Here is a 14,023-nt window from a genome sequence, read left to right as displayed (position 1 = left end):
GCAAGTCGGCAGTAAGGATGCTGGAATGCCAGGAGGTTGTCGCCGGTGAATACCGACGAGCTGGAGTGGGCCTTGATGAAGGCCGAGCGCCGGGTACTGGGGATTCAGGCCAAGCTGCACCGTTGGGCTGCTGATGATTCTCATCGCAGGTTCGACGATCTGTTCAATCTCGTGGCCGATCCCGCGTTCCTGTTGGTGGCGTGGGACCGTGTCCGGGGCAACAGGGGCGCCCGCACGGCCGGAGTGGACGGGAAGACCGCCCGCTCCATCGAGGCCGGGCAGGGAGTCGAGGTATTCCTCGACAGGCTGCGGAGTCAGCTCAAAGACCGCAGCTTCCAGCCGGTTCCGGTCCGTGAGCGGATGATCCCCAAGGCGAACGGAAAGCTCCGTCGCCTTGGGATTCCGACCGTGGCGGACCGGGTGGTCCAGGCGTCCTTGAAACTGGTGCTGGAGCCGGTGTTCGAGGCGGATTTCCTCCCGTGTTCATACGGGTTTCGCCCGAACCGTCGGGCTCATGACGCGATCGCCGAGACACGCTATCTCGCCAGCCATGGCTATGAGTGGGTGGTGGAGGGCGACATCACGGCGTGCTTCGACGAGATCTCGCACCCGGCCCTCATGGAACGGGTGAGGAATCGGATCGGGGACAAGCGGGTGCTGTCCTTGGTGAAGGCGTTTCTCAAGTCCGGGATCCTGTCCCAGGACGGAGCCTTCACGGACACACGCACCGGAACCCCGCAGGGTGGGATCTTGTCGCCGCTGCTGGCCAACATCGCGCTCTCGGCCCTGGACGAGCACATTGCCCAGGGCCTCGGAGGACCAGGTAGTACCTCCGAGGATCGGCGCAGGAGACGGCGCCGGGGATTGCCCAACTACCGGCTGATCCGGTATGCGGACGACTTCCTCGTGCTCGTCTTCGGACGCCGTGAACACGCCGAGGAACTACGCGACGAGGTCGCGGAGGTGCTGAAGCCGATGGGCCTGCGTCTGTCGGTGGAGAAGACAAGGATCACACACATCGATGAGGGCCTTGATTTTCTCGGCTGGCGCATCCAGCGTCACCGGAAACGGGGCACTGACCGGCAGTACATCTACACCTATCCGGCGCGGAAGTCAGTGCGTTCCGCAACGGCGAAGGTGAAGGAACTGACCGGACGGCAGAACGTCGGCTTGTCGCTGGAGTCCTTGCTGCACCGGCTGAACCCGGTATTGCGGGGATGGTGCGCGTACTTCCGTCCAGGGGTGTCGAACGTCGCTTTCTGCTACCTCAGCCACTACACATGGATGAGGGTTACACGGTGGATTCGGCGCAAGCATCCCGGGATCACTTGGAAGCAGCTCCGTCGACGCTATTACGGCGGTGGTTGGTGGCCTGCCACGGAGGAAGTGGAACTGTTCAACCCGGCGAAGGTAAGCACGACGAGATACCGATACCGGGGAACACTCATCCCGACCCCGTGGCCCACTACGGCATGAGGAACTGAACACCCCGAAACGGGACTTGTGGAGAGCCCGGTGCCCGGAGACGGGCACGCCGGGTTCGGGAGGCGGCTCGGGGAAACCCACCGATGGAGACATCGGCAGGGCGCCCCGAGTCGACCTCACCGACGGCCCGAGAGTTCTTGAGCCGGTTGATCGTGCGCTCGACCTCGTTGCGGCGTTTGTAGATCTCACTGTTGAAGCCGGTGGGCCGGCCGCCTTTGCTGCCGCGTCGTTTGCGGTTGGCCCGCTGGTCCTTCGGTTCGGGGATGGTGTGTTTGATCTGGCGTCTTCGCAGGTAGCGGCGGTTGCGGCGTGAGCTGTATGCCTTGTCGCCGCCCAGGTGGTCCGGTCGGGTGCGTGGCCGTCCGCCCTGCGGGCGGGGAACGGCGATGCGTTCGAGGACGCCGATCATCTGCGGCGCGTCGCCCCACTGGCCGGGCGTGAGGAGGAAGGACAGGGGCCGGCATCCGCCTTCACCGGCGAGGTGGATCTTGCAGGTCAGGCCGCCCCGGGACCGTCCGAGTCCTTCGTCGGGGCGGTGGTGCCGGGGCGTTGTCCTTTTTTCGGGACGCGCGGCTTCTTCTTCCGGGCCCCGGCCGCGTGCTGGTGGGCCCGGCAGGACGTCGAGTCGACGCTGACCATGCTCCAGTCGATCCGGCCGGCGAGGTCGGCGTCGGCCTGGACGGCACGCAGGATCCGGTCCCAGGTGCCGTCCGCCGACCAGCGCCGGTGCCGTTCATAGATGGTCTTCCAGCTGCCGAAACGCTCGGGAAGGTCCCGCCACGGTATGCCGGTCCGGACCCTGAACAGAATGCCGTTGATCACCTTGCGGTGGTCGTTCCACCGCCCGCCACGTTGTCCGAACGCCGGCAAGTGCGGCTCCAGCCGAGCCCACTCCGCATTCGTCAGATCACCCCGCCCCATGCCGAGAACAACGAGTCATCCGTCCGACAGTCACATGATCCGCCGGACAGTTCCTAGTCCAACCGGGGTGTTCGCGCCGGGTCATGTCGGTGAACTGACCCATCGACTCCGGGGCTCGCTTATGTGTCAGCCTTGGCTGGCGGAGTGATGGTTGTACTCCGGTTCGCCGGTCTCGAGTACGCGGACGAGGGAGGCGGTGACAACTCGCGCCGTACGGCCGACCCGCAGCACGCGACACGGGAACTGGCCGTGACGCACCAGGTCGTAGCCCTTGGCGCGCGAGAACCCGAGCGCCTTGGATGCCTGCTCTATGCTCGCGGTTCCGCGCCAGGTGGCGCGGATCTGAGCAAGGGTGTAACGAGAAGCCTGCGACTCTTCATCATGTACCAGCATTTTGGTGACTTTCTCCTTGAGGGGCGTTGCTACTGGGCAGGGGCGCTCGGAGGGTCGGTGCGTCTATGTTGCTCCCGCGAACGTGTGGGCTTCCGCCGGAAATGAATCCGACCGCCCCGCTGTTGTGTCCACGTCGGAGTGGGAAGGTATGACGGGGGCGAATAAGTGAGGCTCTACAGCAGTGAGGGGCACTTGACGGAGATACCGTCTCGGCTTGCAGAGGTTGAAGCAGATGTCCAGGACGTCGTCGAGGCGAACATGGAGGCGCTTCTGGGGGTCCGGTTCCTGGCGTCCGAGTACAGCACGGGGCCGGTCCACGCCGGCCGGATCGACTCTCTCGGGCTCGACGAGAACGGTGCCCCCGTCGTCGTCGAGTACAAGCGCGGCACGGATCCGGGCGTCATCAACCAGGGGCTGTTCTACCTGAGCTGGCTCATGGACCACAGGGGCGAGTTCGAGTACCTGGTCCGCGACCGGCTCGGGACGACAGCCGCGGCCCAGGTGCTCTGGAGCGGCCCCCGGCTGATCTGCGTGGCCGGCGACTACACCCGCTACGACGTTCACGCCGTACGCGAGCACCGGCGCAGCATCGACCTGGTCCGCTACCGCTTCTTCGGCAGGGACCTGATCGGCCTTGAGACCGTGGCGGCGGCCACGGGGCGGCCGGCGCAGGGCAGGCCGAAGCGGCGCACGGGGCCGGCGCGGCCGGTGTGCGCGGGGCGTGAGCGGATCGCGGAGCTGGCTGCTGCGGCGGACGAGGTCCTCCTCGGCCTCGGCGACGGGATCACCAAGGTGCAGCGCAAGCAGTACTGCGCCTACCAGCGGCTGCGGAACTTCGCGAGCATCTGCCCACCTCAGCGGGCCAAGGTCCACGTGTACCTCTCGCTCGACCCGACCGAGATCGACCTCGTCCCCGACTTCACCAGGAACGTGAGGGGCCTGGGCCACCATGGCACGGGTGACCTGGAGGTACGGCTGCGGACCGAGAGAGACCTGGAGCGTGCCCAGGACCTGTTCCGCGCCAGCTACGCGGCGGCGTGAAGGCCAACGGCCGGGCAAAAGTGCAACGACCCTTACGGCCGTGTGCGCATCGTGCGGAGTTTCTGTCGTGAGGGTGCCTTTCGACGGGCGGGCAGGAAGTGGCGGTGGAGAAACCATCATCCATAAAATCCCCGGTTAGCCTAACCGGGGATTCTCGGCTACCTTTCGCCGCGCACGCCGGACGGAGGGCTGGGAAGGTTTACCAACCAGACGGCTTGGCGGTACCCATGGCGCGGGTGACGGTGATCTCGATGACGACCCGGTTGGGGTTGACCCGCGGAGGTTTGTAGCGCTCGGTGTACCGGCGCTCGGCCTCGGCGACGGATGCCGGGTCGTCCTTCACGATGGCCGTGCCCTCCAGGGTGCACCAGCGCCGCCCGTCGACCTGGCCCACGGCTACGGGAGCCCCAGGGCCGGCCGCGCGGATGTTGCGCACCTTCTTGCTGCCGCCGTCGCAGATGACGCGGGCGATCCGGGTCTCGGGGTCGTACGTGACGCCCACCGGCGCGAGGTGCGGGGTGCCGTCGGGGCGCTGAGTGGTCAGAAGGAACACCCGGCGCTCCTGCCAGAAGGCGTCACCGTCGGCGAGCGGCTGGGTGGTGGTCTTCAATGGCCATCTCCTTGATCCAGATCGTGCGGCGCAGTACGTCCCGGTGCGGAATGCTGCCTGCGGTCCGACGGTACGTGACGAGCCGATGAGTTCGACCGCTGAGGCAGGCACCAGGTACGCCCAGTGTTCCGGTTTCCGGACGGAGGACTGTTCGGCGCGGCGGATGCCGGTTCGAGAGGCGAGCGCAACGACTTCGCCCGCAACGCGGAATTGGAGGAAGCCGCCGACCGGTACTTGGATCACGCTCATGTCGGTGCCGATCTCGGCGAGGATGACCTGGGCGGTGACGGTCCCATCCCGGGGGATCTCATCCAGCCGCTCGGGCCGCTCTGCGGGACGGGTAGACCGGATCGACGCCCCGCTCGGCCACGGCCGCATGCCGGTGAGAGGCGCGAGCCGACGCTGGATGTGTCGCGATCTGCGGGATCCTCTTATGAGCGTCCGAGGGGAGGGATAGGGTTCGATCATGACGGTGCACCTGCTGGCTGACCGAGCTGCCGCCTTGAGGTCCGAGACACTGCGCTTCGCCCGGGGCGCGTACGGGCACGACCTGATGGGCCGGTTCCTTGATGACGGGCAGTCGTTCACGATGCCGGCGAGGTGGAGTGCACTGGACCAGCCTGAGCAGGTCCGCAGAATTCTGAGCGCTATGGACCGTCGAGTGGCCACTGGTGACACGTTCGCCATGAGCGCCCCGATCGTGGATGCGGTCAAGGCGGTCGCTCAGGACCGACAGGTTCGCCTGCCTCTCACCGAGGATCTGCTGCCCTCGCCGTCCGGCATGCTCGTGGCGGAGACGCCGCTGTGCGATCTCCAGCAGGGCTGGACCATGTCGTTCATCACCTGGGGCCCGCCCCTGGAAGGGTTCGGCCCCGGCGTACACCTCACCTGGTGGGGAGCGCCTCCGGAGGGACAGAGCGGCGAGACCATGCCGTGCATCCCCGACTTCGACCTGCACCTTCCGTTCGCGCCGCTCGTCGACGCACGCCTAGTGCACACCGACGTACCCTCCGCGTACCTGTACTCGCAGGTCCCGCTGCGCACGGTCGTCGCGTCCTGGTACGCCCTGTCCAGCACGGCCGTGGAGACCACAGAGCAGCGCCCCCAGCCGCTGCTGGGCCGGGCGCTCGCTGCGCAGAAGGCGAAGAGGCGTGGCGTACGGGTCGTGGAGGCTGCTGCCGCGACGCCGGTGGCGAAGGCGATCGTCGCGCAATCCACCGCCCTGTCCGCCACGCTGAGCGAGAAGTACGGCCCCGGCGAAGCAGGCGGTGTTCCCTCAGCCGCTCCTACCCCGGCGTCGGCCTCGCATGGGGTGTTCGACCGGGCCCTGGACGGCGACCTGGATCTGGATCTGCGTCACGTGGCCGCCAAGTACAGGGCGGCTTCGGACTACTGGCACCGCCTTGAGACGGGGATCGAGCAGGCATACCCGGGGATCATCGCCCGGCTGGAGGAGGACCGGGCGCGCCGGCACGGCGAGTGGCCGTCCTGGTGCTGGATGCCCAGCATCCTCGTGTCCGCCCGGCTCATGCAGTGGTACGACGCGCCGACCCGGCAGGCTGAGTGGGACGGCTCGCGGGTCGCGGCTGTCGGCGCGTACCTCAGCCATGGCCGACACGCCCTGCTTGGCGCGATCGATCTGCCGCCGGGCCTACCCACCGATCCCGCTCCGGTGGGCCTGGAGACGCGGATGCCCGCGCCCGGGGTGGGACTGATCCTCCGCGACGGCGATCGGCCCGATCATCATGTGATCGCCCATGTCGACTACCGCAAGGGCAGCCCCGAAGGCGAACTCGCCCTCCTGACGAACGACGGTAGGCATGGCGGGGGCTTCCGCGATCTGACCCGCCTCACCCTGTTCCTCACCGACACCACCATGACCGCTGCCGTCCGGGCCACTCAGGAGTACTACGACTGGGCGGCTGCCCAGAACGGTCGGCAGGACGTTCCCTCCTGGGACGATGCCGACTGCGTCGCGATGGCGGCCACGTTGGGCTACTACATGGCACCGCTCATGGCCGCGTGCACCCCGGACGTGACTCCCGTGGATGCGGCCGGGTTCACCGGGCGTACGGATCCGGCCTCGTGGCCGCCCGAGCCGGGGCTGCTGTCCGAGATGCGGCTCTGGCTGGTGCCTACACCGAAGCCGAGGTGACATTCGAGCACGGCCGCCCCACGACCGTTCCGGGCGACTACCAGCATGTTCGGGACGCTGTCCGGAGAGAATCCGGGGAAGCCCGGGATCATCCGTGTGGCGGTGGCTAGGGTCCTTCCTGGAACGTCGGGAACCGTGTCGCCTCGTGGGGCGGGGAGTCGGAGGAGGCGCCTTGCTGTTGCGCTGGGGGAGCCGGAAGAGAGCAGCGGTCGAGCGGGAGGTCGCGTGGAGGGCGTTGGTCGCCCTGAGCTGCCGCACTCCGATGGCGGCGGTCGGGATCCGGTGGACGGACTCGGCCTCCCTGGTCGGCGAGATCGTGGCGGACAGCGACGCGGTGGTCCGTACGCTCACGACTCTGGTGGAAAGCCTGCCGCCCACCGGAGACCTGTCCGAGCGCGCGCGGTACGCGCTCACGGCCGCCGCTGAGGTGGCGGACCTGCGTCCGGACTGGGTGGCGTACCGCAACCGTACGGCGGGCCTTTCCCCCGATGCCACGGACCCGCGTAGCGATATGTGCCGTACGTGGGTGCTGGACGACGACGTCCGGGCGTGGCCCCGGTACTCCGAGGCCCGGACCGCGGTGAACGCCGCCGTCGAGGCACTCCTTCCGCTCGGACAGGAGCTGGCCGCTCGCGGCGGGCCGCGATTCACGACGCGCAACGCCTCGCCCGTACACACCCATCCGGTCTGGTCCGGGCGCCTGTGAGCAGGTGGTTCGCGGTGAAGTGCGCGGGGGTCGTCCTTCCCGCCGTCCTGCTCTGCCTGGTCCTCGGACGGCTCACCACCTCCGCCCCGGGCACGGCGGTTGTCGTCACCGGCATCGGGGTGCTGGTGACCACGGCGGCAGCCGCGGTGGGGCTTCGGTACCTGGCCCGGGACCACGGGAGCACGCCGGCCCGGCGCAGCGGGTGATAGCTCCGACGACCGGGCCCGGCGCCGGCCTCAGCCCAGAAGACCGGCGAGCGGGCCTTGGGCCGCAAGGAGGAGCCCGGCGACGGAGCCGGCCTCGGTGATCCGGCCGGCGCGCACGGCTTCGATCGCGTCGGCAAGGTCCCACCAGGTCACGGTCATGCCGATCTCGGTGTCATCCCGGCAGACCGTGCCCGGCCGCAGGCCGGTGGCGAGGTAGAGGTGGGTGCGGGCGGCTGTGGTCGAAGGCAGGGGGTCGATCACCCCGAGACGGTCCAGCGCCTCGGCGACGTAGCCGGTTTCCTCCTCCAGCTCCCGGCGGGCCGCCTCCCGGGGCTCTTGTCCGTCGGTGCCGCCTCCGGGCAGATGCAGCACCCGCTCCGGCCGGAGATAGAAGTCGTCCTCGACGAGAAGAACACGCCGGCTGGACCCGTCGACGGCGACGATCCGCACGCCGTCCCGCGCCACGAGATGCTCGTAGACGCCCCTGGTCCCGTCCGGCCGCACGATGTCATCGCGCTGCAGCGTCATGAAGGGCCCCTCGTGCAGGACCTCGCTGCCCATCATTGTCCAGCCCACGCGTCAGTCCTCCTGCCCCGTCTGCCTGGCCGTCCGTTCCGCATCACGTTGAACCGGGCTACTGGTGAGGGGTTCCGCCCAGGGGGATCTCGGCGACCGGCTCGCAGGACATGCGCCATCCTCCTGTGTCCTTGTCGAGCGCCCAGATCACGTCCAGCAGGTACACCCGGTCGACGTACAGCGGAGCCCGTCGCGGTTCGAGTTCATTGCGCAGCACACTGTTGAGGGCGTCGGAGGACGCGCTGGCCCAGGCGTAGCCGCTGGACATGTGTGGTGCGCCGCCGGAGTGCTGAAGGGCGGCTTCGCCTCGGACGTCCCGGATCACCCTGCGGACCTGTTCGGTCAGGGCGACGATCTCCTCGCGCGGCGATATGTCGAGGACGACGCCCGCGACGTTGGCGATCGGCGGCCCCACTTCCGTGGTGAACGGTGCGACGTCGGCGAGCACGGTCCGCAGGGCGTCGGCCAGCTGGTCACGCGCCGCCTGGTCGTACGCGGACGAGGGGGCGTCGGCCAGCATCTCCACCGTCACGTGCAGCAAGCCCGCGTCGCTCTCGCTGCCCGTGTACTGCGGGTCGATCGGATAGCCGGCCATCAGCGGCCCAATCGACCGGACCATCCCGAGCAGCTCGTCGTCAACCCCCGCACGTGGCAACACGTACACATGCAGCACCCCCATGCCCGGCGTCCACGGAGACCCTTGGAAGCGCGGCTCGAACCTCTCGACCATGAAGACTCCTGTGCGTGGCGTGCCGCGGGCCGGGCACGGAACGGTGCTGACGGTTCATCCTGAACGCCCGTAGTCGCCGGCCGCAGCCGGACTGGGGAAGGTGTTCGTATGGTCGGCGTCTTTGGCCGGAAACCACTGTGCGGCCGTACGGTGCAGGCTTCTTTGCGGAGTCAGGAAGTGGTGCAGCGTGCGATCAGCTCAGGCAAGTCATTCTCGCTCAGGGCGAGATGGTGAACGGGCGCCGGGTCGTGCAGATGCCGGGTGACGACGACCTCGTAGACGCTCACGGGATCGCCGCCTCCATCCGGCTGGTACCAGTGCTGGAGCGTCCGCCAGGTGTACCGGGAGGGTTCCGGGGTGGCCTGCCAGTCCAGCTCCAGGTGGTGGTGCTCGTGTGCGGCGGCGATCACTGCGCGCAGGGATTCCGGGACGACTGACGGGTTCTCGGCCCGGTCCAGGAGGGTGGCGAGGTCGTCGGCGCAGGTCGCCGGCCGCTCGAACGCGTCCCGGTTGGTGTCATCGGGAAGGGGACCGGGATCGGGGCTGGCGTTGTGGTCGAGTTCCGGGACGGGGAGCGTCGGATCGGCGGCTAGAGCGGCTTGCTGGACGAGGCTCTCTGCCCATGGTGTGCACACCTCCAGTGCCGGGTCGGGCAGGCCCCTGGCGATGCCCCGGGTCAGGCCGCCCCAGCGGGGCTCGGCGACCGGCGGCACCCGGACGGAGGAGAAGGGCTGCTGCCACATGGAGGCGAGGGTGGGGGCTTTCGGGTCCCAGGTCCGGGTCAGCCACCGCCAGCACTCGGCCACTGGATCTCCGAGTGCGGCGGTGCGAGACAGATCGTGACCGGCCTGCGGCAGCACGGAGTTGACCAGCCTGCTGACGCGTGTGTCGTCGTGGAGCTGGTCCAGCACCGCGGGCCAAGACACCTTGTCGACGGGCTGGCCCTCGCCCAAGGAGAGGGCGTACAGCACGACGGCGATGATGTTGCGGATCGCCACGTCGTCCCAGCAGGACTCGTCCATCTCGCCCAACCCGTATGCGGAGGTCACATCGGTGGCGCGGCGCACTGCGTCGGCCCAATGGGTGCGCGACTGCGAGGAGGGGGACATAGGCATGCTCCAGCAAGGTTCGGACAGCGATGGGGCTCGCTGAGAAGGACGAAGGTGATCACCGCTCTGATACCGCTCGGAATGCCTGTCCAGTGGGTCTGTTGGGCCATCGTTCGCCAGGCTGGAGTCCGATGCCGATCCCTCCAGTGGCGAGCCACTTGGTCAGTGCGCGCCCGCCGGCGGCGTCCAGAACGGGATGATCCGCGATGTCGAGATCGGACGGCGGGTTCGGCCAGAGTCGGGTCGCCCAGCCGAGCGACTCGAACGGGTTCACGATGTCGATCAGCGGGTGGAAGACCAGCTGGAACGACACCATCCTGCCGTTCGGCAGTGAAAACCCCAGGGTCGTGGCTCCGCTCCTCCCTCCGCCACCGTCGGGCCGGTGGACGTCGGGCAAGAGCTGTCGGTCGAATTCCGGAAGGGCGACGGCGGCGCCGTCGGGGTCGATCACGGACATCCAGAGCGAGAGGTCATCGGGGAACCGGTCAGTGCTGCGCATCGTGGGCAGTGCCGCGCCGGGCAGCTCCAGCACACTGCCGCTCGTGGCGATGTCCAGGTGCCCGATCTCGGAGTTCACGGCGAGGGGGTGGGCATGCAGGAGCAAGGTCTTCACCACCCAGCGGGCGAAGGCCAACACCTCGGCACCCTCGATTCGTCGGAGGTCGTCGAGAACGGCCCTGACCTGCGGCTTGCCCGCATGCTCGAAGGTGCGGTCCAGCCATCCGTTGCAGTTTGCCGGACTGTTGATGCCGCACACCGGCAGCATGACGCGTGCCAGCCCATCGCGCTGTGTGTCGCCGTTGCGCTTGGGGATCGCCTTGCCGCCGACGTAGTAGGTGAAAGGTCCCTGGCCTCCCCAACGCTTGAAGAGCCATCGCGGAAGGACGTGTTCGCCTTGCGAGCTGACGGGAGACCCGCAGAACACGCAGTCACCTTTTGCCATGGCCGGAGGGTACTGCTAACGACGATCCGCGGCGACGGGTACACCGCCGCGCTGCGCCATGTCGCGAACCGGCTGCTGAGTGGCCTGCGCCACTGCCTGCTCACGAACGAGCGCTTCGACGAGGCCGCCGTGTTCCGCTTGTGACGGGGTTGGGTCCGGGCTGGCCGACGGGCCCTGGAACAACGCCTGATGAGAATCCCCGGGCCACGAGTCCATACGCGGGAACGGCGCCAGCGGCCTCTCCGCCAGCCCGGACCTACTGGTCCCGTTCCTCGGCCGGGGACGGCTTCCGGTGCCGGCCGCGTCCCTTGCCCATGGCGGGCCGGTCCCACTCGGCGGGCTTCTCCTGCGCGGGTGGCGGCGGGTACAGCAGGGCTTTCGCGGCGGCCAGGTTCTCGACGAGGCCGACCGCCGCCCACTCCGTGCCGGTCCACTCCTCGATCGCTCTTGGCGCATCGTGGTCTACGTGGGCGCCGCGGTATGGGCCACCGCCGAGCGGCACGGCGCGAAGCCTGCCCTTCGAGGCGGCCTGCCGCTCGGCACGCCGGCGCGCCCACTCCTCCAACGGTTCGTCGTCCTGCATGCGGGCATCGTGGCCGAGACGCGGTCCCGGTCGCTACCTGTTCACCCGCGCGGATGAATGAGCGAAGGTGGCCGGGCGGTAGCAGCACACGGGATGGCCGTGCCCGCTCATGGCCCTGCGCGGCTTCATCACCTGGCACCTGCTACGTCGACTGCGCGGGCGGCTGAAGGACAAGCCCGCCAGCCATCAGTAGATCCTGAACGTTCGGTCTCATCTCGTGGCGGCCGACGCCTTCCTGCTCTGGCTGGAAGACCGGGGCATGACCCTGAGCGGATGCACTCAGGCGGAGGTGGAGAAGTACCTGAACACCAAGCCCGTGCACGCGAAGCGATGTTCCGCGTTCGTCCGGTGGTCCGTACAGCGGCGGTACGCCACTGCCGGAATCACGGCTCCCGCGACCCGCTGGACCGGACCAGCCGGCCCCACGACGAGGACGAACGCTGGGAGGTCGCCCGGCGGCTCCTGAACGATACGAGTATCCCTGCCGCTGACCGCGTCGCGGGCCTCCTCGTCCTGCTGTACGCCCAGACGGCCAGCACCATCATCCGCCTGACCACAGACCGCGTCACACGCGACGACGACCACGTCCTCGTCCACCTCGGCGACCGACCCATCCGCCTGCCGGCGCCGCTGGACGCCCTCATGCTGGAACTCGTGGCCTCCCGAGCCAGCAACACCCTGATCCGGCACGAGGAAGACTGGCCTTTCCCGGGGCGGGCGGCAGGACGCCCCATCCACGAGTCGCAGATGCTCCGACGTCTCCGCGCCCACGGAGTCAAGGCCCGCCTGGGACGCAGCACCGCGTTGTTCGCGCTTGCCCAGCAGTTGCCTGCGGGGCAGCTGGCCAAGATGCTCGGCATTCACGTCGGTGTGGCCGTCGCCTGGCAGCACGCGAGCGGCGGCGACTGGATGGCATACGCCGCCGATGTCGCCGCCCGCTCGGCGATCCGCATCGGCTCACGGGCGACGGACGCCACGGATGCCCGGTGATCAGCTGAACGGGACCTCTTCGACGACGTCCCAGGTGTAATAGCCGAGGTCGGGACGCTGGTACTGATTGACGAGGTGGACACGGTCGATCGTGATGTCCACCCGCGGGGGCCGCAGCGCCCGCAAGGCCCGGTTGAGGTTCCCGTCCGGGAAGCCAGCCCGTGCATAGGTGAGCGACGCGTGGGCCCAAAAGCGCAGCTCAGGCGGCCTCAACGATACCCCTGGCACCTTTTCCATCGCCGTGCGGACGCGGCCGTTGAGCTCGGCCATCCCGTCTTCCGGGTAGACCGCGACGGTCACGGCGGTGACGCCGGGCCAGACCGGGCCGAGCTGGACCCTGAACGGGTCCATGCCGGCCAGCTCCCCGCGAAGGGTGCCCCGGAGCTGGTCCACCTGCCCGGTGCCGAGGGGGTGGTGGATGCCCTGAACTGTGGCGTGGAGCCAGTCCTCGGGGATGATGCCGAGCTTCTCGCCGTACTCGGAGAGCAGGTCGCGGTGGGCGCGTGCGTACTCGCGGAACTCCGGGTACTCGCCGAGGAGCACGAGGACGTGCGGGAAGGGCCCCCCGCCTTGCCAGATCTTCTTGGGGGTGAAGAAGTTCTCCAACGTCGGGCTCCGGATGCGGTGAGGCTGCCGTCCTGAACGGTAGCGGTTGGGTGAGTGGCGCGCGGGAGATTCTTGAAGTCCCCACGCTCTATGGGTGGTTCACAGTGTGCGGGCGTGCTGGAAGACGATGTCCGAGCCGTTCACGCAGCCCAGGGTCGGAATCAGCTTCAAGGCGCGGGTGAAGTCGTCCTGGGCGGCCACCGCGCTCGCGGCGCCGACGGCGCGCAGCGGGCGCCGGGCGCGGGCCGCCTGGGCGAGGCGCCCGGACAATGGGGCAGCCCGTAAGTCCGCATCCGTCTGGTGGGTCACGCGGTACCTCCTTGGAGCTCGGGTAGCAGACCGTGCTGGTCGAGGGCCTGCCAGGCGGTGTGCAGGACCGTGGCGCGGTCCTGGGCGGCGTTGATGCGGACCACCGGTCCAAGGGCCGGGAAGGCGCCGGGTTCGTCGGTGACCGTCTGGTACACCTCGCGCACCCGGGCCTGGACGTCGAGGACGTCCCAGTCCGCGCGGGTGGCGTCGCCGGAGCGGGCGGCGGCCCGCTCCATCACGGCCTCGGGGGTGATGTCGAGCACCAGGGTGAGATCGGGGACGACATCCAGGCTCTCGGTCAGGATGGCGTATGTCTCCTTCGGTGCCCGGTCGTGCTTGACCGCGAAGAAGGCGAGCTCGGACAGCAGCCACCGGTCGGCGATCACCGGCCGTACGGGCAGCGACGGGGTGATGAGGCGGGCGGTGGCCTGCTTGTCCGCGGCGAGCGCGGCCAGGTAGCGGTTCTGGTTGTCGGCGGTGGGCTGGTACTTGCCCTCGACCAGGTCGCAGGTGACGGCCGCGTCGAGGAAGTTGGTGGTCAGGGCAGTGAGCGGGGTGACGCGGTACAGGCCCTCGAAGAGCCGGAAGAGGCCCTTGCGCAGGGTGGTCTTGCCGGTGCCGTCCAGGCCCTCGACGACGACGAAGGGGTAGCGGTTCATC

16 protein-coding genes and 1 pseudogene are annotated in these 14,023 nt (G+C 68.7%); 6 read left to right on the top strand and 11 right to left on the bottom strand.

Annotated features, from left to right (window positions below):
- The first annotated feature begins 45 nt into the window (after positions 1–45).
- Complete coding sequence (gene ltrA, locus QK442_RS19475; protein ID WP_282695246.1) at positions 46–1,476, top strand: group II intron reverse transcriptase/maturase; 1,431 nt, start codon at positions 46–48, stop codon at positions 1,474–1,476.
- Positions 1,477–1,606: 130 nt separating this feature from the next.
- Here ltrA and QK442_RS19470 read toward each other — a convergent pair.
- Positions 1,607–2,406 (bottom strand): annotated as a pseudogene (locus tag QK442_RS19470) (IS5 family transposase); the annotation flags it as partial.
- Between the two features lie 126 nt (positions 2,407–2,532).
- Complete coding sequence (locus tag QK442_RS19465; protein WP_282695245.1) at positions 2,533–2,799, bottom strand: DNA-binding protein; 267 nt, start codon at positions 2,797–2,799, stop codon at positions 2,533–2,535.
- 165 nt (positions 2,800–2,964) lie between these two features.
- Between QK442_RS19465 and QK442_RS19460 the strand changes: the two genes are divergently transcribed.
- Positions 2,965–3,840 carry a DUF5655 domain-containing protein gene (locus QK442_RS19460; RefSeq protein ID WP_282695244.1) on the top strand — a complete coding sequence of 292 codons (876 nt, stop codon included), beginning with the start codon at positions 2,965–2,967 and terminating at the stop codon, positions 3,838–3,840.
- 199 nt (positions 3,841–4,039) lie between these two features.
- Here QK442_RS19460 and QK442_RS19455 read toward each other — a convergent pair whose 3' ends face one another.
- On the bottom strand, positions 4,040–4,450 hold the full coding sequence (locus QK442_RS19455; protein WP_282695243.1) for a TIGR03618 family F420-dependent PPOX class oxidoreductase: 411 nt from the start codon (positions 4,448–4,450) through the stop codon (positions 4,040–4,042).
- A gap of 466 nt (positions 4,451–4,916) precedes the next feature.
- Here QK442_RS19455 and QK442_RS19450 point away from each other — a divergent pair, with 466 nt between their 5' ends.
- The 3 genes from QK442_RS19450 to QK442_RS19440 all read left to right on the top strand — a co-directional run bounded on the left by QK442_RS19450 (position 4,917) and on the right by QK442_RS19440 (position 7,517).
- Positions 4,917–6,605 carry a hypothetical protein gene (locus QK442_RS19450; RefSeq protein ID WP_282695242.1) on the top strand — a complete coding sequence of 563 codons (1,689 nt, stop codon included), beginning with the start codon at positions 4,917–4,919 and terminating at the stop codon, positions 6,603–6,605.
- A 235-nt stretch (positions 6,606–6,840) separates the two neighbouring features.
- Complete coding sequence (locus QK442_RS19445; RefSeq protein ID WP_282695241.1) at positions 6,841–7,311, top strand: hypothetical protein; 471 nt, start codon at positions 6,841–6,843, stop codon at positions 7,309–7,311.
- Positions 7,308–7,517, top strand: a complete 210-nt coding sequence (locus QK442_RS19440) for a hypothetical protein (RefSeq protein WP_282695240.1) — start codon at positions 7,308–7,310, stop codon at positions 7,515–7,517. The genes QK442_RS19445 and QK442_RS19440 overlap by 4 nt, the downstream gene beginning before the upstream one ends.
- Positions 7,518–7,547: 30 nt before the next feature.
- Here QK442_RS19440 and QK442_RS19435 read toward each other — a convergent pair whose 3' ends face one another.
- From QK442_RS19435 to QK442_RS19415, 5 genes are all read right to left on the bottom strand, one after another.
- A complete protein-coding gene (locus tag QK442_RS19435; protein ID WP_282695239.1) occupies positions 7,548–8,093 on the bottom strand; it encodes an NUDIX domain-containing protein in 546 nt (181 codons plus the stop codon).
- A gap of 58 nt (positions 8,094–8,151) precedes the next feature.
- The gene (locus QK442_RS19430) at positions 8,152–8,823 is read right to left on the bottom strand and encodes a 2'-5' RNA ligase family protein (RefSeq protein WP_282695238.1); all 672 of its coding nucleotides are present in this window, start codon (positions 8,821–8,823) and stop codon (positions 8,152–8,154) included.
- Between the two features lie 170 nt (positions 8,824–8,993).
- Positions 8,994–9,938: a hypothetical protein gene (locus QK442_RS19425; RefSeq protein ID WP_282695237.1), complete on the bottom strand. Its 945-nt coding sequence runs from the start codon at positions 9,936–9,938 to the stop codon at positions 8,994–8,996.
- A gap of 52 nt (positions 9,939–9,990) precedes the next feature.
- Complete coding sequence (locus tag QK442_RS19420; protein ID WP_282695236.1) at positions 9,991–10,875, bottom strand: hypothetical protein; 885 nt, start codon at positions 10,873–10,875, stop codon at positions 9,991–9,993.
- A 256-nt stretch (positions 10,876–11,131) separates the two neighbouring features.
- Positions 11,132–11,458, bottom strand: a complete 327-nt coding sequence (locus QK442_RS19415) for a DUF6087 family protein (protein WP_282695235.1) — start codon at positions 11,456–11,458, stop codon at positions 11,132–11,134.
- Positions 11,459–11,806: 348 nt separating this feature from the next.
- Between QK442_RS19415 and QK442_RS19410 the strand changes: the two genes are divergently transcribed.
- Positions 11,807–12,448: a hypothetical protein gene (locus QK442_RS19410; RefSeq protein WP_282695234.1), complete on the top strand. Its 642-nt coding sequence runs from the start codon at positions 11,807–11,809 to the stop codon at positions 12,446–12,448.
- Here the strand turns inward: QK442_RS19410 and QK442_RS19405 are convergent, their stop codons facing one another.
- From QK442_RS19405 to QK442_RS19395, 3 genes are all read right to left on the bottom strand, one after another.
- The gene (locus tag QK442_RS19405; RefSeq protein WP_282695233.1) at positions 12,449–13,054 is read right to left on the bottom strand and encodes a hypothetical protein; all 606 of its coding nucleotides are present in this window, start codon (positions 13,052–13,054) and stop codon (positions 12,449–12,451) included. It abuts the gene before it with no gap.
- 99 nt (positions 13,055–13,153) lie between these two features.
- Positions 13,154–13,363 (bottom strand): hypothetical protein, encoded by a 210-nt coding sequence (locus tag QK442_RS19400; RefSeq protein ID WP_282695232.1) that lies wholly within the window; start codon positions 13,361–13,363, stop codon positions 13,154–13,156.
- Positions 13,360–14,022: a dTMP kinase gene (locus QK442_RS19395; protein ID WP_282695231.1), complete on the bottom strand. Its 663-nt coding sequence runs from the start codon at positions 14,020–14,022 to the stop codon at positions 13,360–13,362. The genes QK442_RS19400 and QK442_RS19395 overlap by 4 nt, the downstream gene beginning before the upstream one ends.
- Position 14,023 lies beyond the last annotated feature (1 nt).

This window comes from Streptomyces sp. CC208A, assembly GCF_030010625.1.
Lineage (GTDB): Bacteria > Actinomycetota > Actinomycetes > Streptomycetales > Streptomycetaceae > Streptomyces.
The sequence above is the reverse complement of the archived record's forward strand: the minus strand, read 5'-3'. Positions and strand labels throughout refer to the sequence as shown.